Below are 22,272 nucleotides of genomic sequence, written 5' to 3'. Positions count from 1 at the left end.
GCAATGCCGTTCAAGGGGGCGGCAGCGGCCCGGCCCTGGGCTAACTTGTAAGGGTTTCTCCGTCGCGGAGGGGGCCCGCCAGTGAGCGAAGTGCCGGGCAGTGAGCAGCGATTGATCGCGGGGCGCTACCGGCTCCTCTCGCCCCTGGGCCGGGGCGGCATGGGCGTGGTGTGGCGCGCGCGGGACGAGGTCCTGGGGCGCGAGGTCGCCGTCAAGGAGGTCCGAGCGCCCGCCGCGCTGGACGCCGCCGAGGAGGCACGGCTGTACGCGCGCCTGGAGCGGGAGGCGTGGGCGGCGGCCCGGGTCTCGCACCGCAATGTGGTGACGGTGTACGACGTGGCGACCGAGGACGGCCGGCCGTGGATCGTCATGGAGCTGGTGCGCGGGCTCGCCCTGTCGGACGTACTGGACGCGGAGGGGCCGTTGAGCCCGCAGCGCACCGCGCGGATCGGCGCCGAGGTGCTCGCCGCGCTGCGCTCCGCACACGACGCGGGGGTGCTGCACCGCGATGTGAAACCGGCGAACGTGCTGCTCGCCAACGACGGCCGGGTGGTCCTGACCGACTTCGGCATCGCGACGGTGGCGGGGACCCAGACGCTCACCCTGACCGGCGAAGTCGTCGGGTCGCCCGAATTCCTCGCCCCCGAGCGGGCGTTGGGGCGCACGCCCGGGCCCGCCTCGGACCTGTGGTCGCTGGGTGTGCTCCTGTACGCGGCGGTCGAGGGCAACTCCCCGTTCCGCCACGACACCCCGCTGTCCACGCTGCGGGCGGTGGTCGACGACGCACTGCCGCCGCCGCGCCGGGCGGGCCCGCTGGCTCCGGTCATCGAGGGTCTGCTGCGGAAGGACCCGGCGGAGCGACCGCCTGTCGAAGAGGCGGAGCACCAGTTGCGGCTGGTCGCGGCGGGCGGCACGGTGCGCCCGGTGCCGGGCCGCTTCGAGGCCACGACGGTGGCGGTCGGGCCGCCCGCGATGGCGCCGACGTCCGTACTGCCGCGGCCCGCGGCCGGATCCACCGGCGCCGGCACGGTCACGACCGGCGAGGACGACGGCCGTCGGCAGCACACCGGGGCGGTGGTGCTGGCCGGGGTGGTGGTGCTGCTGCTCGTGCTGGGTTTCCTGGTGTACGCGCTGGTGCGGGACAAGGGGCGCGATGACGGCGGGGGTTCGCCGAGCGCCTCGCGCGCGCCCTCCCTTCCGCACTCCGCGCCGCCCGCGACCGGCGGCGGCACGCCCGCGGGCACGTCTCCCGCCCCTTCCCCGTCCACCAGCGGCGCCTCCCCGAGCCCCTCCCCCTCGTCGCCGCCCCCGCAGTCGGTGGAGGTCGACCTGCACGTCGTGCGCGGGAGTTACCAGGGGCGCTGCCCGGCGCCGAGCGCGTCGGCGCCCTCGATGGTCGCCGCGTTCACGGTGGGCCGGACACCGGCGGACGTGGAGTACCGCTGGGTCACCCGGGACGGCCGTTCCGGCGACCCGGCCTGGCAGACGCTCTCCTTCGCCTCGGGCGGGCCGAGGACCCGGCAGGTCGCGCACACCGAGTCGCCGTCGCGCAGCGGTTCCAACGAGGTCCATGTCGAGGTGCGCGGGCCGGTGAAGGCGTCGTCCGGTGCGGTGGCGTACCGGGTGACGTGCGAGGAGGAGACCCCGACGGGCGGGGCCTCCTCCTCTTCCTCACCGACGGGCTCGGCTTCGCCCTCCGGCTGAGCGGTTTCAGGCCGCGCGGGTGAAGGCGGGCAGGTAGGCGCCGGACTGGCCGGCGGCGGTGGGGTGGTAGGACTCGCCGATGTTGGTCCACACGACGCTGTTCAGCCACGGGCTGCTGGTGCAGATCTCGTGTCCGGTGAAGCCCGAGACGACCTCGGCGAAGCTGTAGCCGTGGTCGGCCGCGCGCTTGGCGGTCACCGTGTTGAGCTCGTCGGCGGCGCCGTTGATCGCCGAACGGGACGTGTCGCTCAGGCCCGCGATGCAGCTGCCGCCGATCTTGTAGAAGTGCGGGTAGCCGATGACGACGACATGGGCGTTGGGGGCCTTGGATCTGATCGCCGAGTACACCGAGTCGAGCAGTCCGGGCAGCGTCGAGTCGACGTAGGCGCGGGCCGCCGCCACCTTGCTGAGGCAGGTGGACTCCGAGTACAGGACGCAGCTGGTCATGACGTCCGAGAAGCCGGCGTCGTTGCCTCCGATGCTGATCGAGACGAGGTCGGTGGTCGAGCTGAGCGGGCCGAGCTGGCTCGACGTCACATCACTCGTACGAGCGCCGGAACACGCGGTGAAGTTGAACGAGGCGGGTGAGTGCGCCGCCGCCCACAGGGCCGGGTAGGCCTTCGTGGAGCGCTTGCAGCTGCCGCTCGCGCTGTCGTAGCTTCCGGCTCCGACGCCGGAGGAGTACGAGTCGCCGAGCGCCACGTAGTGGGATCCGGCCGCCTGGGTTGCCGCAGCCGCCACGCCGGCCCCGGTGAGGGAAAGCGCGACCGTCAGCACGAGCGCCCATGCATAAGCCGCGATTCGGGACAGTTTCATGGAACCTCCTTGTAGCGGGTTTTCCGCCACGGCAGTGGTACCAGCCCCCACTCGGCGCGGGAAGTGTCCATGCCAAGAACAACTGACGGACATCCACGGCTATCTGGTGATCCGTCAGCAACTCGCGAGTAATCCTTCACCGGAGCACCACACTCCGCTGACAGTGTGTCAACTGCCGTGTCCCGTATGCGAATCGGCGTGGGTACAAGGCTGCCGGGGGCCCTCGACGAGGTTTCGTCCCGGGCGGCGGGTCGGTGGCAGGTGTCATTCCGGACGGTTTCGCCGGAACGGGGGCAGAACGTCCCAGGAGCGTCAACGGGACAAAACACGTGCGCACGCGGGCGCGTTGCCGGATCATGGGCGCCATGTCCGCACACCCTGAGGCCGCGCTGCCGATTCGGCTGACCATGGACGACAGCGACTCACCGTCCGACGTCGTCGACGCCCTCTTCCTCGGCCGCTTCGCCACGGGCGAGCAGCCGTTCTCGCACAGCTCCTCCATCGACCGGGTCAAGAAGGGCCTCACTCTGCTGCCGCCCGCCGCGAAGGTGCTGCGCGCCGCCCGCGACGACGACCGCAGCGCGACGCTCGCGGAGGGCCCGGGCTGGACCCTGCTCGTCTCGCGCTGGAACCGGGGCGCGGACGTCACCGTGACCGCGACCAGCGAGGAGCTGGCCGAGCAGGTACTGAAACAGGCCACCGACGGCGCCGAGGACGAGCCGGAGCCACAGCCCGAGAACGTCACGATGGGCTTCTGGTACGTGTCGCCCCGGCGCGGCCCGCACCGCACGACGCGGCAGATCGCGGCGGGCACCTGGGACGAGGTGCGGCCCAACTACACGGCGCCGGTGGCCGACGCGCTCGACCGCCTGATGAAGATGACCCCGGACGACATCGCGGGGCGGCTGCTCCTGCTGCACGGGCCGCCCGGCACCGGCAAGACCTCGGCGCTGCGCACGCTGGCCCGGTCCTGGCGCGACTGGTGCCAGGTGGACTGTGTGCTCGACCCCGAGCGGCTCTTCAACGACGTCGGCTATCTGATGGACATCGCGATCGGCGAGGACGACGGCAGCGCGAAGGGCCGCTGGCGCCTGCTGCTCCTGGAGGACTGCGACGAGTTGATCCGCGGCGAGGCCAAACACACGGCGGGCCAGGCCCTTTCGAGGCTGCTCAACCTGACCGACGGCCTGCTCGGCCAGGGCCGCAACGTGCTGGTCGGCGTCACGACCAACGAGGACCTGGAGCGCCTGCACCCGGCGGTGGTCCGGCCCGGCCGCTGTCTGGCCCGTATCGAGGTCGGCCCGCTGACCCGGTCGGAGGCGGTCGGCTGGCTCGGCACGGAGGAGGGCGTCGCCCATGACGGCGCCACCCTGGCCGAGCTGTACGCACTGCGCCGAGGCACTTCCCCGGCCTCGGTCCCGGACCAGCGCGCGGGGGCGGACGCGGGGCTGTATCTGTAGGACGCGATCTGTAGGGCGCGATCTGTAGGACGCGGAGGGGGGCGGCCGGGCCGGGGCTTCTCTCCCCGGCCCCGGGGCCTACTTGTCGTATGCCGCCCGTAGCGCTTCCTCGATCGCGGTGCGGGCCGCTTCGCGGCTCAGGCCGAGCCTGCGGGCCTCCCCCGCGTAGGTGGCGGCGGCGGCCGCGGCGAGACGCTCCGACGCGTCCCCCGCCGCCGCGATGAACGTCCCGTTGCGGCCCCGGGTCTCGATGACCCCGTCCGCCTCCAGGGCCCGGTAGGCCTTGGCCACCGTGTTCGCGGCCAGGCCGAGGTCCTCGGCGAGGCCGCGGACCGTGGGCAGCTTGAAGCCCACCGGCAGCTTCCCGGAGCGGGCCCGGTCGGCGATCTGGGCGCGCAGTTGCTCGTACGGCGCGGTGGTCGCGCCCGGGTCGATCACGATCTTCAGGGTCACCGTCCGATTCTCCCCCGCGCCGGAACCGGACGAGAACGCGCCGGGCCCCCGTTCACCCGCGCCGGGCCGACCCGGGTCCGCCCGGCGCGGGTCCGAAATGGGGAGGCGGCGGTGCCGGGCGGCCGCGTAGCGTGCGGCGGAGGTCGAGGTCGGCCCGCGCAGTCCCTGCCACGGAGGTATGTGATGTCCACGAGCTCGGCCGAGGCCGACGCCCGTATCGAGATCGTTCTGGTCAAGTCCGGTCGTACGAAGCTGCGTTACCCCGCGTCGGTGATCGCCGACGACGGAACCCGGCTGAGCGTGCGCGCGCCCTGGGCCGCGGACGGCGTCCGTGACTTCGGCTTCGTACGGTTCGAGCCCGGCGACGTCTTCACCGAGCACTACTGGCGCGACCGCTGGTACGCGGTGAAGGAGGTCCGGGACGCCGACTCGGTGCTCAAGGGCTGGTACTGCGACATCACGCGGCCCGCGGTGGTCCGGGACGGCGAGGTGCTGGCCGAGGACCTGGACCTCGACCTCTGGCTCTCGGCCGACGGCGCGACCGTACTGCGCCTGGACGAGGACGAGTTCGCCGAGAGCGGGCTCGCCGAACGCGACCCCGAGGCGGCGGCCCGCGCGCTGGCCGCCCTGGAGGAGCTCGAACTCCTCGCGAAACTGGGCCGGTTCACCTCGCTGATCGACTGAGCCGTTCCCCGGGGCCGGGGGGTCACGCGGCCCGCCGCCGCGCTGTGGGCGGCCGACCGGAGCATGCCCACCGCCCTCCCGCACCGCCGGCTGGCGTCAGGGCGCCGTGGCGACCACCACGTACCGCTCGTCGTCCACCTCGCGCCCCCACAACCGCGCGTCCCCCGAAAGACGTTCGTAGCGCGGCTCGGCGTTCAGCTGCGCGAGCGCCGCGGTGAGGCGCTCGGCGGGTATGCCGGTGCCGCCCCACACCCCCTCGACCAGGACGAGCCGGCCCCCCGGGCGCAGCAGCGACCACCAGTGCCGCAGCGCCGCCTCGTGGTCGGGCAGCGCCCACACCACGTGGCGGGCCAGCACCACGTCGAAGGCGCGCCCCTCGACGGGCGGCCGTGCCGCGTCGCCGGTCAGCACCTCGGCGCCGGTGCCGGCCAGCTTGGCGCGGGCCCGCTCGGTCATCCGGGGCGACAGGTCGACGCCCGTGACCCGAAAGCCCCGCTCGGCGGCGAGCAGCGACAGGCTGCCGGTGCCGCAGCCGAGGTCGAGGAGGTCACCCGGGCGGTCCGGCAGCCAGCCGCCGAGGCGCTCGTCCCAGGCGGTCCGCACCACGGGGTCGCGCAGGCCGTGGTCCGGCTCCCGGTCGAAGGTGTCCGCGGCGTCGTCCCAGTCGATGTCCATGCCCCGATGCTGCCAGGCACCACTGACAATCGATCCGGCGATCAGTCGCGGTCCTGGCCGGCCCCGGCGGGCGGGGCCAGCACCTTGCGGTAGTGGAAGCGGTCGTACGGGCCTCGCACCCGCCGCTCGACGAGTTCGTATCCGTACCGCGGATAGATCTTCTGGTTCTCCCACATCATCGCGTTGGTGTAGAGCCGGACTTCGGGCAGTCCGAGCGCCCGCGCGTGGTCGTCCACGAAGTGCAGCAGCCTGCGTCCCAGGCCCGTGCCCTTGACGTCGGGGTGGACGGCGATCGAGTCCAGGAAGAGATGGTCCGGCTCGGCGATCAGGACGAGCACCCCGACGACCGGGTCGCCCGCGACGAAGACCCGCCCCGCCGCCACGTCGGCCGCGTGGTCGGCCTCCATGGGGACCGGCACGACGCCGATGCGTTCGATGTAGGGGCGGTAGGCGGCGTCGGTGACCTCCTTCACCCGGGGTACGTCGTCGGGGCGGGCGAGCCGGATCTCATCGTTCATGGGGACACGGTACGTCGCGGGCGCCCGCGTTCTTAATGCGTTCTGAGTGGCCTCTTAACGCGACCATAAGGATCGCCATCACCCGCTCCCAGCAGGGGATTTCACGGTTTCGCGGGGCTAGCGTGCTGAGCGCCGGACGGGATGTCCGACCGTCGCACACCCCCACGCGCCCCATGCCCGCGCACCGTCGAAGGAGTACCTCACGATGACCTTCCCCCACCTCTCCACCGCGTCCGAGCAGCGGGTGCCGCGTCGGCGCGGGGCCGCCGCCGTCGCCGTCGCCGCCGTGGGGTTGGCGCCGCTCGCCCTGACGGGTCTCGCGGCCGGGCCCGCCGCGGCTCACGGCTCCATGACGGACCCGGTGAGCCGGGTCTCGGCCTGTTACGCGGAGGGCCCCGAGAGCCCCAAGTCGGCCGCGTGCAAGGCGGCGGTGGCGGCCGGCGGGGCGCAGGCCCTCTACGACTGGAACGGGGTGAACATGGCCAACGCCGCGGGAAAGTCGAAGCAGATCATCCCCGACGGCAAGCTGTGCAGCGGAGGCAACGACAAGTACCGGGGCCTCGACCTGCCGCGCGCGGACTGGCCGGCCACCACGCTCTCGGCGGGCGAGCACACCTTCCGCTACAAGGGGACGGCGCCGCACAAGGGGTCGTTCGCGCTGTACATCACCAAGGCCGGCTACGACCCGTCGAAGCCGCTCAAGTGGTCGGACCTGGAGGCGACCCCGTTCGCCGAGGTGGCCGACCCGCCGATGCGGGGCGGCGACTACGTCTTCGAAGGGAAGATCCCGGCTCGTTCGGGCCGCCATCTGATCTATTCGATCTGGCAGCGCTCCGACAGCCCCGAGGCCTTCTACACCTGCTCCGACGTGGTGTTCGGCAAGGACGGCGGCGCGGGCGCGCCCGCGCCGAAGGCGTCCGCGCCCACCGACCAGGAGATCGCGGACGGCGCGGCCAAGTCGACGGTCCAGCACCACCACGGCGCCGCGACGCCGGGCACCCGGCCGAGTTCCGCCCCGGCGGCGAACGCCGCGGCCCCGGGCAACCGGCCGGCGCCGGACGAGGCCGCGGCGGCCACCCCGGTCGGCCCGCCCGGCGGCGCCGCCACCGCGGACACGACCGGCACCCGCAACCTCGCGGAGACCGGCGGCGACGGCAGCACCTCCTATCTCGCCATCGGCGGCGCGGGGGCGATCGCGCTGGGCGCGGCGGCGCTGTTCGCGACGCTCCGCCGCAAGAGCCTGGCGGCCGGCCGGCACAGCCGCTGACCCGTACGGCACACCGCCCCCTCCCGGCTGCCGGGAGGGGGCGGTGGCGTGGGGCCGGGCGGTTCTACGTGGGGGTCAGCCGACGACGGAGGCGCAGGTGGTGGGGGTGGCGTGCGCCGGATCCAGCGCGTTGGCCACCTCGTGGTAGGCGACGCGGTCGGTGAGGCCGATCGCCACGTGTTCGGAGAGGTCGAGCGCGCACTTGTCCTGGATCAGGACGTTGTTGACGTCGGGACCGCTCAGGAACTGGGAGCGGTAGGGGGTGACCACCTCGTCGTACGTGGACGCGATGACCGTGTAGTGGACTCCGGGTACGGTGTCGCCGCCCTGGTTGAGCTTGGTGACGAAGGGCGAGCCGGCGATCTGGTCCGCGAGTCCGGGGGTGGCGAGCGTCAACAGGTCCTGTGCGCCGGGGAAGTAGGGCAGGAGCCGGGTCAGGCCGTCCAGCGTGGTGCCGTGGTTGTCGGGGGCGATGCCGACGAGGGCGTTGACCTTGGCGGCGCCGCCGAGGAACTTCAGGTACCAGCGCGGCATCATGCCGCCCTGGGAGTGGCCCACCAGATCGGCCTTGGCGGTGCCGGTGGCGGCGAGCACCGTGTCGACGAAGGTGGCGAGCTGGCCGGCCGACTTGTCGATGGGGCCGAGGCCGTCGAAGAGGGGGACGCCGGGGAGTTGGCCGTAGTCGAGGGAGAAGACGCAGTATCCGCGGTCGACCAGATACGGCGCGAGGGCCAGCCAGTTGTCGGTGCCGTTGCCGAAGGTGCCGTGTACGAGGACGACGGGCCGGGGGTGGGCGGCGGAGGGTCGGCAGGAGTAGTTGTTCCAGCCACTGCTCGGCGCGGACTGGGCGTGCGCGGCGGTGGCCGGGGCGAGCGAGGCCGCGGCGGCCAGCAGGAGCGCCGACAGCGGTCTGAGCACACGTTTCCAGGGCAGCATCGGGTGATCTCCTTGCGGCTCAAGGGAGTTGCGATGGGGGATTCGCCCTGCGGCCCGGACCACAAGTGAGGTGCCGTACGGGGTGATGTACGGAGCGTGCTCATGCCAAATTACGCACGGGTAGTCCAGGAGTGAAGTTACGCGTCGGTAAAAACTGCGGTGCCGGAAGGCGGCGTGCCCACGTCGGTCCTGGGCCCGTGCCCCGCCCCCCTCTCACTCCGCCTCCTCCGCCGCGGACCCCGGGCCCGGCCGCTCCGTCCCGGCCGCTCGACCACCGCGTCCCGGTTGCCGGGGGTTCGCAACGGCGGCGCCCCCTTTCGTCCCAGTCCGGTCACTTCACGCTGGGTGTCCCCGGCATCGCGGTACGTTCACGGCGAGTGTCACAGCCTTGGGGGGAACCATGCGCAAGATCCTGCTCGCGAGCGCCGCAACGGCCTGTCTCGCCCTGACCGCCTGCGGCCCGGGCGGCGGCTCCGACCACCGGCCCACCACCACCGCGCCCACACCCACGAGCACCGCCAACGGCCGCTCGGCGGCGCCGAGTTCGGGGGCCGGGGCCGAACAGGGCGCGCTGGAGTTCGGCACCCCGGTCCGGACGGTGGGGGTCAAACTCGTCGGCATCCTGGAGATCACACCGACGGCCGTCGTCCACACCCGGCAGGCGGACGGGGCGACCTCGCGGTTCGGCACCTTCGTCGTCATCACCACCAAGGACGCCTCGCTCACCGCCAACGCGGCGGACGAGGAGCCCGCCAACGGCCTGGAGCGAGGCTGGCGTTGGATGGCCGCCGGCGGCCAGGGCGTCGCCGAGAACAACGGCAACGCGTCCAAGGTCCTGGTGACCGGTCATGACGGCGTCGGCACGATCGAGCCGGGGACCTCGCAGGCGCGCTCCGAGGTCTTCGACCTGACACCGGAGCAGGCCGGGCCGGGCGGCACGCTCGTCTACACCGACGCCACCGGCAGCGAGAGCCGCTGGAGGGTCCCGGCCGCCGACGCCGGGCCCGAGGTGGCGGACGTCAAGAAGCGGCTGGCTTCCTGACCCTCGCTCAGGCCGCCTTCGACAGTGATCCCGGGATGATGGCGTGGGGGCCGAACTTGGCCCGGGCCCGGTCGGCCACCTCCTCGATGCGACGGGCCCGCTCGTCCTCGGGGGCGAACGTCAGCTGGTGCGCGGCGTGTTCGGCCGCCATGAGCCCCTCGGCGCGCAGGGAGATGCCGCGCACCCTGGCCCGTTGCAGACCGAGGGCCGAGTGGAGGGCGTAGGCCTGCTCGGCCAGCGCGGGCGAGTGGGCCGACGGCTCGCGCAGGGCGCGGGTGCGGGTGGTGGTGGACCGGTCGGCGTAGCGCACGGTGAGGCTGAGGGAACGGCACACCTGGTCGGCGCCGCGCAGCCGGACGCCCAGCTCCTCCGCGAGGGAGAGCAGCGCCCTGCGATGGCGTACCGGGTCCAACTCGTCGCGGGGGAAAGCCCGTTCGGCCGCGAGCGAGCGCGCCGAGGCGTTCGGCACGACGGGGGTGCGGTCGATGCCGCGGGCGCGCTCCTGGAGGTCGCGGCCCTGCCGGGCGCCGAGGATCCGCTGGACGGTGCCGGGCGGGGCCGCGGCGAGGCGCCCCGCCGTGTCGAGGCCGTACGCGCACAGGGTGCGGGCGGTCGAGCGGCCGACGCCGTCGAGCGCGCGGACCGGTTTCGTGGCGAGGTAGCGGTCCACCTCGTCGGGGCGCACCGTGCGGGTGGTGCCGGGTCCGGCGTCCCGGGCGGCCATCCCGGCCAGCATCGGGTTGGGCGCGAGACCGATCGCGCAGTCCAGGCCGAGGTGGGCGAGGGCGCGGACCCGCAGGACGGCGGCGAGCTGTCCGGCGTCCTGCCCGAAGTACTTCTCGGCGCCCGCGAGGTCGGCGAGGAGGCCCTCGGGTGGCAGGGCCTGGACGACCGGGGTGAGTCCCTCGGCGAGGGCGACCAGCGCGGGGAGCGCCGCTCCCGTGTCGGCGAGGACGAAGCGTGCACAGAGGATCATCCGGCGCTCCCCGGGCTCGAATGCCACAACTTCCGCCCGGTGGCGACCCCTTCGCCCGCCGGGCGCAGGTCGGCCCAGGGGTTCAGTTCATAGCCGGTGGACAGGTGGATGCGGCGGCCGTGGTCGGTGGCGGGGCCGGGCGCGGTGTCGGTCCCGGGTCCGGTGTCGGTCCCGGGTCCGGTGTCGGTCCCGGGTCCGGCCGGGGTGTCCGCCCGCGTCCCGGGTGCGGTCTCGGTGGTGGGGGCGGACGGCTCGGGCGGGGCCGCGAGGCGCGCGGAGACGGCGTCCAGGCCGCCCTCGCGGCGCAGTTCGGCGAGTTCGGCGAGGTTCCAGGCGCGGGCGCCCACCACGCTGAGGCTGCGCGGGCCGCGTCGCTGCACCACGCCCCGTACGAGGAGCAGCCAGGAGTGGAAGACGGTGTAGGCGCAGGCGTCGTGGCTGTCGTCGAAGAAGGCCAGGTCGACCAGGCCCGTGCCGTCGTCCAGGGTGCTGAAGACGACCCGCCTGCCGGAGCGGATCGGCGGGGTCTGGGTGGCCGCCTTGGCGCCCGCGACCAGGACGGTCTGTCCGTGTTCGGCCTCGCGCAGCCGCTTGGCGGAGAGGACGCCGAGCTCGTTCAGGAACGCGGTGTGGTCCTCCATCAGATGGCGGGAGGCGTCCATGCCGAGCACGCCGAGTTCGGCGCTGAGCCGCTCCGCCCCGTCCAGGTCGGGCAGCCCGGCAGGGGCTGTCAACTGGCCTCCGTCCAGCGGGAGTTGGCCGCCCGCCGCGCGGCGGGAGCCGTGCAGTTCGGACAGGTGGAGCAGCAGGTCGCGCCGGTTGGCGCCGAACGCGTCGAGCGCGCCGATCCGGGCGAGCCGTTCGGCGACCGGACGGCCGGGCCTGGCCCGCTGCCAGAAGTCGCGCAGTGAGGCGTAGGGCCGGCCGGCCTCGATGCGGGCGCTCTCGGCCTCGCTGATGCCGTGGACGTCGCAGAGGGCGAGCCGCACCCCCCAGGTACCGGACACCAGTTCGATTGTGTGGGCGACCGAGGACCGGTTCACATCCACCGGCAGGATCGGCACCCCGCGCCGCCGCGCGTCCGCGAGCAGCAGGCGCTTGGGGTACATCCCGGGGTCGTGGGTGAGCAGCCCGGCGTAGAAGGCGGCCGGGTGGTGCGCCTTGAGCCAGGCCGACTGGTAGGTCGGCACGGCGAACGCGACGGCGTGCGCCTTGCAGAAACCGTACGACCCGAAGGCCTCGACGATCTCCCAGGTGCGGGCGATCACCTCGGGCGCGTAGCCGCGCTCCTCGGCGCGCTGGGCGAACCAGACCTTGATGCCCGCCTGCGGCTCCGGGTCGGAGAGCCCGCGCCGCACCCGGTCGGCCTCGCCCCGGCCGCAGCCGGTCATGATGTTCACGATCTCGATGATCTGCTCGTGGAAGACGACCACCCCATAGGTGTCGCGCAGCGCGTCCGCCAGGTCGGGGTGGGGGAAGCGGACCGGGGCCCGGCCGTGCCGGGCCTCGATGAACGGGCGCACCATGTCGGCCGCGACCGGCCCGGGGCGGAACAGCGAGATGTCGACGACGAGGTCGTGGAAGGTGGACGGCTGGAGCCGGCCGACCAGGTCGCGCTGGCCGGGCGACTCGATCTGGAAGCAGCCCAACGTCTCGGTGGACTGGATGAGTCGATACGTCTTCTTGTCGCCCGGCGGGACCTGCGCCGGGTCGTCGAGGTCGAGCTCCTCGCCGGTGGCCCGGCCGATCTCGGCGACCGCGTGGGCCATCGCGGACTGCATCCGCACGCCGAGGACGTCCAGCTTGAGCAGGCCGAGGTCCTCCACGTCCTCCTTGTCGAACTGGGACATGGGGAAGGGGGCGCTTCCCTGGCCGTCACCCAGGGGGATCTCGCCGCTGGTGGGCACCACGGGGGTGCGGCGCAGCAGCGAGGCGTCCGAGAGGAGCACGCCGCACGGGTGCATGGCGATGCCGCGCGGCAGGGCGTCCAGCGCCTCGACGAGCTCCCAGAGCTTGCCGTACTTCTCCATCTCCCCTGCCAGGGACCGCAGTTCGGGCAGTTCCTTCAGGGCGGTGCGGGCGTCGCGGGCCCGGATGTGCGGGAAGGACTTGGCGATCTTGTCGATCACCGCCGGGTCCATGGACAGGGCGGCGCCCACGTCCCGGATGGCGTGCCGCACCCGGTAGGTCTCGGGCATGGCCACGGCGGCCACCCGCTCGGTGCCGAAGCGGTCGATGATCGCGCGGTAGACGTCGAGCCGGCGGGCCGACTCCACGTCGATGTCGATGTCGGGCAGCACCGGCCGCTGCTTGGACAGGAAGCGCTCCATCAGGAGCCCGCTCTCGACCGGATCCGCGTGGGCGATGCCGAGCAGGTGGTTGACGAGCGAGCCCGCGCCGGAGCCGCGCGCCGCGACCCGGATGCCCATCTCCCGTACGTCGTCGACGACTTGGGCGACGGTGAGGAAGTACGAGGCGAATCCCCAGTGCGCGATGATGTCCAGCTCGTGGTGCATCCGCTCCCAGTACGCGCGCCGCCCCTCGTACCCGCGCAGCACCATTCCGGCCGCGGCCCGGGAGGCGAGGACCCGCTGGGGGGTGCGGTCGGCCGCGCCGACCAGATGGGGTTCGGGGAAGTAGGCGAAGCTCTTGATGCCGAGGTCGTCCTGGGGGTCGACCAGGCATTCGGCGGCGGTCTCCTCGGTCATGGCGAGCAGCCGGTGGGCGACGTCGCGCCGCCAGCCGGCCGCCTCTGCGACCCGTTCGGCGATCTTGAACATGGCGTCCGGCCCCTTGAGCCAGCGCTCCCCGCTGTCGAACGGCGGCCGCACCGGCACCAGGCGCCGGGCCGCGTCCAGCACATCGGCGACCGGGCCCTGGCCGGGGTCGGCGTAACGGGCGGCGTTGGTCAGGACGGCGCGTACGCCCTGTTCGGCGGCGAGGCCGACGGTGCGTGCGGCGAGCCGCAGGGAGCCGGGGCCCGTCCCCGTGAGCCCGTGGTGGACGGCTTCGAGGCGGAGCGCGTCGCCGTAGAGCTCCCGCCAGGGTGCGAGCAGCTTCGCGGCCCGGTCGGGGCGCCCGGCGCTCAACGCGCGGCCGACGTCGGAGGCCGGGCCGAGCAGCACGGTGAGCCCCTGGGCGGGCAGGTCGGCGTGGGCCAGGAGGGGGCGGCCCCCGCCGGTGTGCGCGGCGCTGACCAGACGGCAGAGCTCGGCCCAGCCGGCCGCGCCGTCCCGGGCGAGGAAGGTCGCCCGGGGGGCGGATTCGTCGAGGAAGGCGCCGCCGCGCACGGGTGTGCGCCGGGCCTGGCCCCGGGCGGGCCCGGGGCCGCCGAGGTGTTCCGGCACCGCGAGCTCGGCTCCGAACAGCGGCCGGATGCCGGCCTTGGCGCAGGCCTTGGCGAAGCGGACCGTGCCCGCGAGGGTGTCCCGGTCGGTCAGCGCGAGCGCGTCCATGCCGCGTTCGACGGCACGCTCGGCCAGCCGCTCCGGGTGGGAGGCCCCGTACCGCAGGGAGAACCCGGACACGGTGTGCAGATGCGTGAAGCCGGTCATCCGCACCTCCTACCGATCCGTTCTCACCTCCCCCTCCCTTCCACCATAGACCAGTTCGAACGTGCGTGCGACACACCTGTTCGAATACCCGTCCGGGGAGCTCGGCGGGCGTTCGAGGTCAGCCCGTGGCGCTGGTGATCACCGCGAAGGGGGCGCCGAACGGGTCGAGCAGCATCGCGATCCGGCCCACCCCCGGGGCGTCCATGGCCGCGATGATGAGGGTGGCGCCGAGCCCCTGGGCGGTGGCCACCATGGCGTCGCAGTCCTCGACCTCGAAGTAGGGGTGCCACTCGGAGATCGAACCGGCGTCCAGGTTCGCCTGGGGCAGCTGCATGATGCCGCCGTGCATGGTCCGCTCGCCGCCGCCCGCGGGCCCGGCGATGGCGTAGCCGAGGCCGTCGCCCATGGGCATGTCACGGGTCTCCCACGACAGGACGCTGCCGTAGAACGCCTTCACCGCGGCCGCGTCGGTGGTGTACAGCTCGATCCAGCTGACGCTGCCGGGCTCGTTGACGAGCTCCAGGCCGTCGGTCTCCCCGGGCTCCCACACCGCGAACTCGGCGCCCGCCGGGTCGGTGAAAGCGGCCATCCGGCCCTCCGTGAAGACGTCCATCGGCGGGACGCGGACCGTGCCGCCCGCCTGCTCGACGGCCTTGGCGGTGGCGTCGGCGTCCACCGTGCGGAAGTACACCGTCCAGGCGGAGCGCGCGCCCTCCTCGGTCAGCGGACCGATCGCGCCCAGCGTCCTGCCGTCCTGGCGCAGAAAGCCGTAGCCGCCGGCCTCCGGCCCCGCGGACTGGAACCGCCAGCCGAACAGGCCGGTGTAGAAGGCGACGGCCGCGTCGATGTCGGGGGTCCCGAGGTCGAGCCAGTTCAGGCCGCCCGGTACCTGAGTGGAGGTCAGCATGGTGGTGCTCCTGTCGCGTGCGGTGCGCTGCCCGGGGCGACGGCCCCGGCTCCCGATCCCAGCGTGGCAGCGGGCGCCCCGCCCCGACAGCGGGACGCTCCGGGTCAGCCATTCGGCCCCGCCCCGCCTGCGGGGGCGCACGGTGCGGCAGAGCGTAGGGGCATGACTTTCGTCGACGAGGTGAAGACCGCCGTCTCCGTGCGGGCCGCCCTGCTGGTCATCGGCGTACTGGGGCTGATGGTCGCCTTCATCGCGTCGTACGCCGGCGCCTTCCACAACCCCGAGCCGAAGGACATCCCCTTCGCCGTGGTCGCGCCCCAGCAGATCAGCGGGCAGCTCGTCCAGCGCCTCGGGGCGCTGCCCGGCGATCCGCTCGACGTACGCACGGCCAAGGACGAGGCCGACGCCACCCGGCAGGTGCGCGACCGCAGCATCGACGGGGCCCTGCTCGTCGACCCGCGGGGCACCACCGACACGGTGCTGGTGGCGAGCGGCGGCGGCGCCTCGCTCGCGCAGGCCGTGGAGGCGATCACGACGGCGGCCGAGAAGGCACAGCAGCGCACCGTCAAGGTGGTCGACGTCGCGCCCGCGGCGCGGCAGGACTCCCGGACGCTGTCCGCGTTCTACCTCGTCGTCGGCTGGTGCGTGGGCGGCTATCTGTGCGCCGCGATCCTGGCGATCAGCGCGGGCGCCCGGCCCGCCAACACCCATCGCGCGCTGATCCGGCTCGCGGTGCTCGCGCTGTACTCGATCGCCGCGGGACTGCTCGGCGCGCTCATCATCGGGCCGGTCCTCGGTGCGCTGCCCGGCAGCTATCTGGGCCTCTCCGGGCTCGGCGCGCTGGTCGTGTTCGCGGTGGGGGCCACCACCCTCGCCTTCCAGGGCCTCGCCGGTGTCATCGGCATCGGCCTGGCGATCCTGGTCATCGTCGTGCTCGGCAATCCGAGCGCGGGCGGCGCCTACCCGTACCCGCTGCTTCCCCCGTTCTGGCGGACGATCGGGCCCGGGCTCCCTCCGGGCGCCGGCACCTGGGCGGCCCGCTCCATCGCGTACTTCAGGGGCGAGTCGATCAGCGGACCGCTCCAGGTGCTGTCGATCTGGGCGCTGCTCGGGGCCGTCGTCACGCTGGTCCTGGCCGGGTTCCGCCGCGAGTCGGGCGTCGCGCCGGTGGGCGCGGGGGCTTCTCCCGTCGCACCGGACGAGCCCAACAGGCCTGCGCCGTAAGGGAGTTGGGCGCTCCCTCACGCGCCGCCGCTGTCCTCTCCCACGATCTCGGAATGCGCCTGCGCCGCCGGCACGTCCGCGGCGGCGGGCTTCGCCGGCTCGGCCGCGGGTTTCGCCGGCTCGGCGATGGGCTGCTGGGCGCGTTCGAGGAATCGCAGGAGTTCCACCGGGAACGGCAGCACCAGCGTCGAGTTCTTCTCGGCGGCCACCGCCACCACGGTCTGCAACAGCCTCAGTTGGAGGGCGGCGGGCTGCTCCGACATCACCGCGGCCGCCTCGGCCAGCTTCTTGGAGGCCTGGAGTTCGGCGTCCGCGTTGATGACCCGCGCCCGGCGCTCGCGGTCGGCCTCGGCCTGGCGGGCCATCGAGCGCTTCATCGTCTCCGGCAGCGACACGTCCTTGATCTCGACCCGGTCGATCTGTACGCCCCACCCCATGGCCGGGCTGTCGATCATCAGCTCAAGGCCCTGGTTGAGCTTCTCCCGGTTGGACAGCAGATCGTCCAGGTCGCTCTTGCCGATGATCGAACGCAGCGAGGTCTGCGCCATCTGCGAGACCGCGAACTGGTAGTCCTCGACCTGAATGACCGCGTCCGCGGCGTCGATCACCTTGAAGTAGATCACCGCGTCGACCCGGACCGTGACGTTGTCCCGTGTGATGCCGTCCTGCGCGGGCACCGGCATCGTCACGATCTGCATGTTCACTCGGCGCAGCCGGTCGACGAAGGGCACGATCAGCGTCAGACCGGGCCCGCGCACCGAATCCCGCAGCCTGCCGAGCCGGAGCACCACTCCGCGCTCGTACTGCTTGACGACCCGCGCCGCGGCCAGCGCGTAGACGACGCCGGCTGATCCGGCGGCGATGCCGGCCGCCACCAGTGCCTCGACCATCACGGCCCCCAAGGGTCCGAATCGGACGTGTACCTCGACGGTAACTCCGTGGCTCCCCCAAAGGGAGACCCCGTACGGCAGGGAGGCCCGGTACGGCAGGGAGGCCCGGTACGGCCCCCGCCCCCGGGGCCCTCCTCGCGGCCGTCGCTCAGCGCCGTTCCCGTGCCATCCAGGCGGCCGCGTGCTCGACGGCCACACCGATCGGGAAGAGCAGCGCGTCCCGGCTGCCCAGCGGGCCGCCGCGCAGGTGCTCGGCGGGGAACGCGGCGCCGATGCGGGCGAAGTCGCTGTCGTCGAGCGCCGCGTCCCGGTACTCGAACCAGGTGGTCGCGCCGCTCTCGTCCCTGATCACCGCGCGGTAGGTGCGGCTCGGAGCCGGCAGCAGGTACTCGGCGTGGTGGAAGGCGGAGCACACCGCGAAGCCCACATTGACGAGGAGGACCTGGGCGTCGGCCGCGACGAGCTTGGCCAGGGGGGACTCCGCGCCGAAGTGGCAGTCGAGCGCATGGCCCTTCATCAGCTCGGCGGCGCGGAACCCGAGCGCCGCGAACGAGGTCTGCGGGTGATCGCTGCGGACGGCTCCCGGGGTGGTCCTGACCCGCGCGGCCAGGCGTCCCGTCCCCGGGGAGGGGGTGTGGTCGGGGTCGAAGGGCGGCATCGCGGCGCGGAAGGCGACCGGGTCGGGGGCCCGGCGCAGACGGGCCAGATGGGCCGGGGAGGTGTCGGAGTTCTCGGGGGTGAACGCGGGCACCACCAGCGTCCCCTCGGGCCCGAGCACGGTGCGCAGCGCGTCCAGGAGCACGGCGCTGCGCAGCCCGGTGCCGCGCAGCGAGGCGTGCACCAGGAGGATCCCGCCCTCCCGCACCCCGAGGGCGCGCAGTTGGCCGACCGGATCCCCCGCGGGGTGTTCTCCGGGGTGCTCAGCGGTGTTCTCGGGCACGCGCTACCTCTTCCCACTCCTGGCGCACGGTCCGCACCAGACGTTTTCCGGCGATGGTGAGTTCGGCCGCCCGCTCGAGGGCGTCCAGCGCGGAGCCGAGCTCCGCCGGGGCCGTCCCGCCGTCGAAGGCGGCCAGCGCGACCGCTTCGTACGTCTCGGCGAGCAGCCGGGAGACCGGGAGCGGCCCCCAGGGCGACGGATGCCGCCAGGCCCCGTCCATGTCGTACAGGTCCTCGACGTCCAGGAGGGCGCGCAGTTTCGCCCGGCTCCCCCCGCGCACCAGGGCGGCGGCGAGCGGGCCGTCCGCGAGGTCGAGGGGCAGCGCGAGGGCGCCGGGCCCGTGGCGCCCCACTTCGGGCCCCTCGCCCCGGGCGAGCGGTGTCAGCGTGGTGAGCAGGTCGGTCGGGGCGAGGTGCGGCACGCTCCGGTCCAGCCGGGCGCGGGCCCGCGCCACCCGGCGCCCCCACTCCCCCGCCGCGCGCGGCCCGAGCCGGGGCAGCACGGGGCTCTCGAAGCAGTCGCGGTACGGGTCGAGGTCGTCCAGGACCAAACCGTCGACCCGGGTCAACGGCCGCCAGTGCGGGCCGGGTTCGGCGGGCCGGGCGATGCGGTGCTCGGCGCCGGCGTGCCGGACCGTGAAGCCGTGGCCGGCGACGGCGACCTCGGCCACGCCCTGGTCGGCCGGGGCCGTCGGGCGCAGTTCGCCCAGGGTGGGCAGGTGCAGCCGGCCGCCGGTCCAGGGCACGGGGAGGGTGAGTTCGGCTCCGTCGTGCACGGCCGCGGCGACCGTGTACGCGGCGAGGCGGTGGGCCCTCGCCATGGCGTCGGGGTGCGCGCCGTCGAGCGCCTCCAGGGTCGCGAGCAGCCAGCGGCGGGCGTACGGGTCGGCCAGGACCGTGTCGAGCCCCGGGCCGTCGAGGCGGGTGGCGAGTTCCCAGGCCCGTGCCCAGCGCGCCCCTCCTCGCCCGTCGAGCGCCGCGTGCAGACGGGCCAGCAGCATACGGTTCAACTCAAGCCCCGCGTCGGCCAGTTGGGCCGCGCCGGGCAGGTCGGGTATCGGGGTGCGGGCCTCGATGCCGCGTACCAGGGCCATCAGGTCGGGGCAGTACACCGACGGGTTGTCGAAGCCGTGGTCCGCGTCGTAGCGGTGGGTGTAGTGGCCGCCGCCGCAGGAGCGGACGACCGGGCAGCGGCGGCACTGGTCGCCGACGCCGGACAGGCCTCGCTGGCGGGCGCGCACGCCGGGGTGGGCGGCGACCGCGTCGAAGTCGTCCCGGAACACGGAGAATCCGGTGGCGGCGGCGCCTTCGTAGGCCGACTTGAGCGAGTCGACCTGTTCCAGGGAGCCGTCGGTCTCCACCACGACGATGTCGGCGGGGGCAAGTCCCAGCGACTCGGTGAGGCTCGGGCCGCCGCGCAGGGTCGAGAGCACCGAGTCGAAGAGCCGGACCGGGACGGTGCGGCCCTGCTGGTCCCAGCGGTCGAAGACGGCGAGCAGCCAGTCGGCGTACGGGCTCGCCGAGCCGTCGGGCCGGTTCGGCGGGCTCTGCCAGGTGGCGTGCGGCAGCAGGTAGTCGATGCGGGGCGGGTCGAGCCCGACCAGCGCGTCGTGCACGGCGAGCGGGTCGTTGGCGATGTCGACGGTGCAGAGCAGACCGAGGAAGAGCGGGCGGTAGCGCGCTTGTTGGAGCAGGGCCACGGCGGCAAGGACCTGGGAATGGCTGCTGCGGCCGTCGGCGTAGCGCCGGTGACGGTCGTTGGCGGCGCGGTCGCCGTCGAGCGAGATGCCGACCTGCACGCCGAACTCCTCGAACAGGTCGAGGAAGCGCGGGCCGAGGAGCACCCCGTTGGTGTGGATGCGCAGATCGAGCCGGGCGACGGGGGTGATGGTGGCGGTCAGCTCCTCGCAGACGCGGCGCAGCCGCCCGGGCCCGGCGAGCAGGGGTTCACCGCCGTGCAGAATCACCGAAACGGAGGGGAGCCGGTGTTTTTCGGCGTGCTCGGCAAGACGTCGAGCGGTATGGGAAATGACCTGTTCGGAGACGGCTCGGGGCCGACCGCGCCAGCTCTGGTCTGCGGCTTCGTACACATAGCAGTGATCACAGGCAAGATCGCATCTGCTGTGCACTTTCAGAACGATCTCGCGGAATGGGACCAGGGGCCCTGTCATTGCGCCAGTTTAGCGAAAAGGGGAATTCGGGTGTCCGGTACGGGAGTTCGCGGGCCGCTGCCCGGGCGGGCCCGCCCGTCCCGTCCGCCACCCGCTCCCCGCCGGGCACACCCGGCGGGTGCGGGCCACCACATGCTTGTCAGAGCGCTGAGCTGAAGAGGGATCCCGCCGGGGGCCGGTGGCCGCCCGGCCCGCGCAGCACCCTGTCGAGCGCCTTGTCGGTGACCTGATCGGCGTCCCTGGAGGCCAGTTCGGCCAGGGGCACCCGGTTCTTCTTCGCGGCAGTGAATGGGGCTGTGTTTACGGAGGTTTTCACGTTCGTCCCTGGGGTGAGTGATAACCGCGCGTGGACAGTGGCACCGGCACATGCACCGTTGCAGTGTCGGCAGGACGACTTTACTCTCATCCCCACCGGCGTAAGGAGTGCGCAAAGGGAGCGCACAACTGCCGCATGGTGCAGGGATGAAAGCAAAACCGCAGACGGGGGTGCATGTGACGGCGATTCCCGGCCCATTGCAGAGCATGGTCTTCCGGAACGCGGATCTACCGGGCCTCTTCCACCACGCGGACGCGCTGGCGATCGGCCGGCAGCAGTCGGCGCTCAAGCTGACCCGGACCCAGCTCTCGCTGCTCGTCGTCGGCGCGGTCGCGGCGGCGCTGCCGGGGGTGGAGGCGGGCGGGGACTTCCAGTTGCTCAGCGCGCTGAGCGCGCTCGCGTACGCCGGGGTGCTGCTCGCCGGTTTCGGGGCGGCCCGGCGTCATGCCACCTCGCACTGGCAACTCAACCGCTCCGCAGCCGAGTTCATCAAATCGATGTGCTGGCGCTACGCCGTGCACGGAGCCCCTTTCGACCTCAACGCCCCCGATCCGGACGGGCTGTTCGTGGCCCGGGTCGAAGAGGGGCTGCGCGAGTTGAAGAAGGTGGGCTGGCGCGACCCCCGGGACGGCGCGGAGCCCCCCTCCGGGGAGTTGGTGACGCCCGGCATGCGGGAGTTACGGGGCAAGTCGTTCACCGTGCGCAAGGAGACCTACGTACGGGACCGGCTCATCGAGCAGCGCAACTGGTACCGGCGCCGCCAGGAGACCTCCCGGCGCGCCACCAGGCTGTGGTCGACGGCGATCACGCTGCTCACCCTGCTCGCCCTTGTCTTCGCCACGCTCCAGACCTTCTCGGTGGCGCGCGGGGTGGACGTGGCGGGTCTGCTGTCGGCCGCGGCCGCGGCCTGCCTCGCCTGGAGCGAGATCCGCCGTCACCAGCCGCTGATATCGGCGCACTCGCTGGTGGAGCAGGACCTGATGGAGATGCATGTGGCCATGGAGAACATGGTCACCGAACGGCAGTGGCCGCAGGCCGTGTACGAGACCGAGCGCATCGTCTCGCCCCAGCACACCGACTGGCTGGCGCGGCTGCGGAGTTGAGGCGCGGCATCGGGCGCGGAGCTCAGGCGCGCCGGGCGCCGTCGCGCCAGACGACCGTGACGGGACGGCCGAGGCCCCGGGCGTACTGCACGATGTCGCCGGTGCCGCCGAGGCCCCGGGCCGGCAGTCCGTCCCACACCGCGACGAGCCGGTCGCAGTGGTCGGCGATGTAGGCCCCGGCCGCGTAGTAGGCCTCGTCCGTGGAGTGCGGGTAGTCGAGCGCGACCTCCTGGCTCGCCCGGCGTTTGAGGCCCCGGTAGCGGGCCAGTTCGGCGGCGTTGGCGAAGCCCCTCTCGTAGTCGCCGCTCGGGATCACCACGGTGAGGGAGGCCCCGCAGTCCAGGGCGATCGAGGCGAAGAGCTGGTCGGCCCCGGTGGCGAGGCTGGACAGCGCCTCCAAGGAGCCGTCGTGGTCGCACAGCACCGCGCGCAGCCGGTCGCGGATCTCCTCGACGGCGTCGGGCGGGATGTCCCGGTGACCGGTCACTCCGATGCGCTTCACTGCGTCTCACCCCGCGTGTCCGGTTGCGGTCACCGGCGGACCCGTGTTCCGTCCCGCCCCAGCACATCCTCTCAAAACAGCGCATCACGTCCAGCCGGAAGCCCCCGTCCGGTTGCCGGTGGACGGGGGCTCGGG

Annotated in this window: 19 protein-coding genes and 1 pseudogene; 7 read left to right on the top strand and 13 right to left on the bottom strand. The window is 73.3% G+C overall.

Features of this window, described 5'->3' with window-relative positions; genetic code table 11:
- The first annotated feature begins 81 nt into the window (after nucleotides 1-81).
- A complete protein-coding gene (locus DWB77_RS29745; RefSeq protein ID WP_162952642.1) occupies nucleotides 82-1,704 on the top strand; it encodes a serine/threonine-protein kinase in 1,623 nt (540 codons plus the stop codon).
- 6 nt (nucleotides 1,705-1,710) lie between these two features.
- On the opposite strand, the gene DWB77_RS29740 is transcribed toward DWB77_RS29745, so the two are convergent.
- A complete protein-coding gene (locus DWB77_RS29740) occupies nucleotides 1,711-2,520 on the bottom strand; it encodes an SGNH/GDSL hydrolase family protein (RefSeq protein ID WP_120724802.1) in 810 nt (269 codons plus the stop codon).
- A gap of 365 nt (nucleotides 2,521-2,885) precedes the next feature.
- On the opposite strand from DWB77_RS29740, the gene DWB77_RS29735 reads away from it, so the two are divergent.
- The gene (locus DWB77_RS29735) at nucleotides 2,886-3,980 is read left to right on the top strand and encodes a DUF5925 domain-containing protein (protein ID WP_246033679.1); all 1,095 of its coding nucleotides are present in this window, start codon (nucleotides 2,886-2,888) and stop codon (nucleotides 3,978-3,980) included.
- 78 nt (nucleotides 3,981-4,058) lie between these two features.
- Here DWB77_RS29735 and DWB77_RS29730 read toward each other — a convergent pair whose 3' ends face one another.
- Nucleotides 4,059-4,433: a GntR family transcriptional regulator gene (locus DWB77_RS29730; RefSeq protein ID WP_120724798.1), complete on the bottom strand. Its 375-nt coding sequence runs from the start codon at nucleotides 4,431-4,433 to the stop codon at nucleotides 4,059-4,061.
- A 183-nt stretch (nucleotides 4,434-4,616) separates the two neighbouring features.
- Here DWB77_RS29730 and DWB77_RS29725 point away from each other — a divergent pair, with 183 nt between their 5' ends.
- Entirely contained in the window at nucleotides 4,617-5,117 is a 501-nt protein-coding gene (locus DWB77_RS29725; protein ID WP_120724796.1) for a DUF402 domain-containing protein, read from the top strand.
- Between the two features lie 102 nt (nucleotides 5,118-5,219).
- Here DWB77_RS29725 and DWB77_RS29720 read toward each other — a convergent pair.
- Nucleotides 5,220-5,792: pseudogene (locus tag DWB77_RS29720) on the bottom strand (class I SAM-dependent methyltransferase); the annotation flags it as partial.
- Between the two features lie 41 nt (nucleotides 5,793-5,833).
- Nucleotides 5,834-6,310 carry a GNAT family N-acetyltransferase gene (locus DWB77_RS29715; RefSeq protein WP_120724793.1) on the bottom strand — a complete coding sequence of 159 codons (477 nt, stop codon included), beginning with the start codon at nucleotides 6,308-6,310 and terminating at the stop codon, nucleotides 5,834-5,836.
- Between the two features lie 205 nt (nucleotides 6,311-6,515).
- Between DWB77_RS29715 and DWB77_RS29710 the strand changes: the two genes are divergently transcribed.
- Nucleotides 6,516-7,577: a lytic polysaccharide monooxygenase auxiliary activity family 9 protein gene (locus tag DWB77_RS29710; RefSeq protein ID WP_120724791.1), complete on the top strand. Its 1,062-nt coding sequence runs from the start codon at nucleotides 6,516-6,518 to the stop codon at nucleotides 7,575-7,577.
- A 75-nt stretch (nucleotides 7,578-7,652) separates the two neighbouring features.
- Here the strand turns inward: DWB77_RS29710 and DWB77_RS29705 are convergent, their stop codons facing one another.
- A complete protein-coding gene (locus DWB77_RS29705) occupies nucleotides 7,653-8,513 on the bottom strand; it encodes an esterase/lipase family protein (RefSeq protein ID WP_120724789.1) in 861 nt (286 codons plus the stop codon).
- A 400-nt stretch (nucleotides 8,514-8,913) separates the two neighbouring features.
- Here DWB77_RS29705 and DWB77_RS29700 point away from each other — a divergent pair, with 400 nt between their 5' ends.
- Nucleotides 8,914-9,555: a hypothetical protein gene (locus tag DWB77_RS29700; protein ID WP_120724787.1), complete on the top strand. Its 642-nt coding sequence runs from the start codon at nucleotides 8,914-8,916 to the stop codon at nucleotides 9,553-9,555.
- Nucleotides 9,556-9,562: 7 nt separating this feature from the next.
- Here the strand turns inward: DWB77_RS29700 and DWB77_RS29695 are convergent, their stop codons facing one another.
- From DWB77_RS29695 to DWB77_RS29685, 3 genes are all read right to left on the bottom strand, one after another.
- A complete protein-coding gene (locus DWB77_RS29695) occupies nucleotides 9,563-10,531 on the bottom strand; it encodes a DNA polymerase Y family protein (RefSeq protein WP_120728410.1) in 969 nt (322 codons plus the stop codon).
- Nucleotides 10,528-14,085, bottom strand: a complete 3,558-nt coding sequence (locus DWB77_RS29690; protein WP_120724785.1) for a DNA polymerase III subunit alpha — start codon at nucleotides 14,083-14,085, stop codon at nucleotides 10,528-10,530. The genes DWB77_RS29695 and DWB77_RS29690 overlap by 4 nt, the downstream gene beginning before the upstream one ends.
- A 118-nt stretch (nucleotides 14,086-14,203) precedes the next feature.
- Nucleotides 14,204-14,992: a VOC family protein gene (locus DWB77_RS29685; protein ID WP_120724783.1), complete on the bottom strand. Its 789-nt coding sequence runs from the start codon at nucleotides 14,990-14,992 to the stop codon at nucleotides 14,204-14,206.
- 162 nt (nucleotides 14,993-15,154) lie between these two features.
- Between DWB77_RS29685 and DWB77_RS29680 the strand changes: the two genes are divergently transcribed.
- Nucleotides 15,155-16,216, top strand: coding sequence for an ABC transporter permease (locus tag DWB77_RS29680; RefSeq protein WP_120724781.1), 1,062 nt, complete (start codon nucleotides 15,155-15,157; stop codon nucleotides 16,214-16,216).
- 17 nt (nucleotides 16,217-16,233) lie between these two features.
- Here the strand turns inward: DWB77_RS29680 and DWB77_RS29675 are convergent, their stop codons facing one another.
- The 4 genes from DWB77_RS29675 to DWB77_RS39345 form a co-directional block, all read right to left on the bottom strand.
- Complete coding sequence (locus DWB77_RS29675; RefSeq protein WP_120724780.1) at nucleotides 16,234-17,106, bottom strand: slipin family protein; 873 nt, start codon at nucleotides 17,104-17,106, stop codon at nucleotides 16,234-16,236.
- 148 nt (nucleotides 17,107-17,254) lie between these two features.
- On the bottom strand, nucleotides 17,255-18,046 hold the full coding sequence (locus tag DWB77_RS29670; protein WP_120724778.1) for an aminoglycoside N(3)-acetyltransferase: 792 nt from the start codon (nucleotides 18,044-18,046) through the stop codon (nucleotides 17,255-17,257).
- Nucleotides 18,027-20,216, bottom strand: coding sequence for a radical SAM/SPASM protein FxsBH, inactivated beta-hydroxylase extension form (fxsBH, locus tag DWB77_RS29665; protein WP_174248646.1), 2,190 nt, complete (start codon nucleotides 20,214-20,216; stop codon nucleotides 18,027-18,029). The genes DWB77_RS29670 and fxsBH overlap by 20 nt, the downstream gene beginning before the upstream one ends.
- 139 nt (nucleotides 20,217-20,355) lie before the next feature.
- Complete coding sequence (locus tag DWB77_RS39345; protein ID WP_281280047.1) at nucleotides 20,356-20,481, bottom strand: hypothetical protein; 126 nt, start codon at nucleotides 20,479-20,481, stop codon at nucleotides 20,356-20,358.
- A gap of 257 nt (nucleotides 20,482-20,738) precedes the next feature.
- Between DWB77_RS39345 and DWB77_RS29660 the strand changes: the two genes are divergently transcribed.
- Nucleotides 20,739-21,635 (top strand): DUF4231 domain-containing protein, encoded by an 897-nt coding sequence (locus DWB77_RS29660; RefSeq protein WP_120724776.1) that lies wholly within the window; start codon nucleotides 20,739-20,741, stop codon nucleotides 21,633-21,635.
- A 22-nt stretch (nucleotides 21,636-21,657) separates the two neighbouring features.
- On the opposite strand, the gene DWB77_RS29655 is transcribed toward DWB77_RS29660, so the two are convergent.
- Nucleotides 21,658-22,137, bottom strand: coding sequence for a hypothetical protein (locus DWB77_RS29655; RefSeq protein ID WP_120724774.1), 480 nt, complete (start codon nucleotides 22,135-22,137; stop codon nucleotides 21,658-21,660).
- Nucleotides 22,138-22,272: the final 135 nt, after the last annotated feature.

Source organism: Streptomyces hundungensis (assembly GCF_003627815.1).
GTDB classification, from domain to species: domain Bacteria; phylum Actinomycetota; class Actinomycetes; order Streptomycetales; family Streptomycetaceae; genus Streptomyces; species Streptomyces hundungensis_A.
This window is presented reverse-complemented; position numbering and strand designations above follow the sequence as displayed.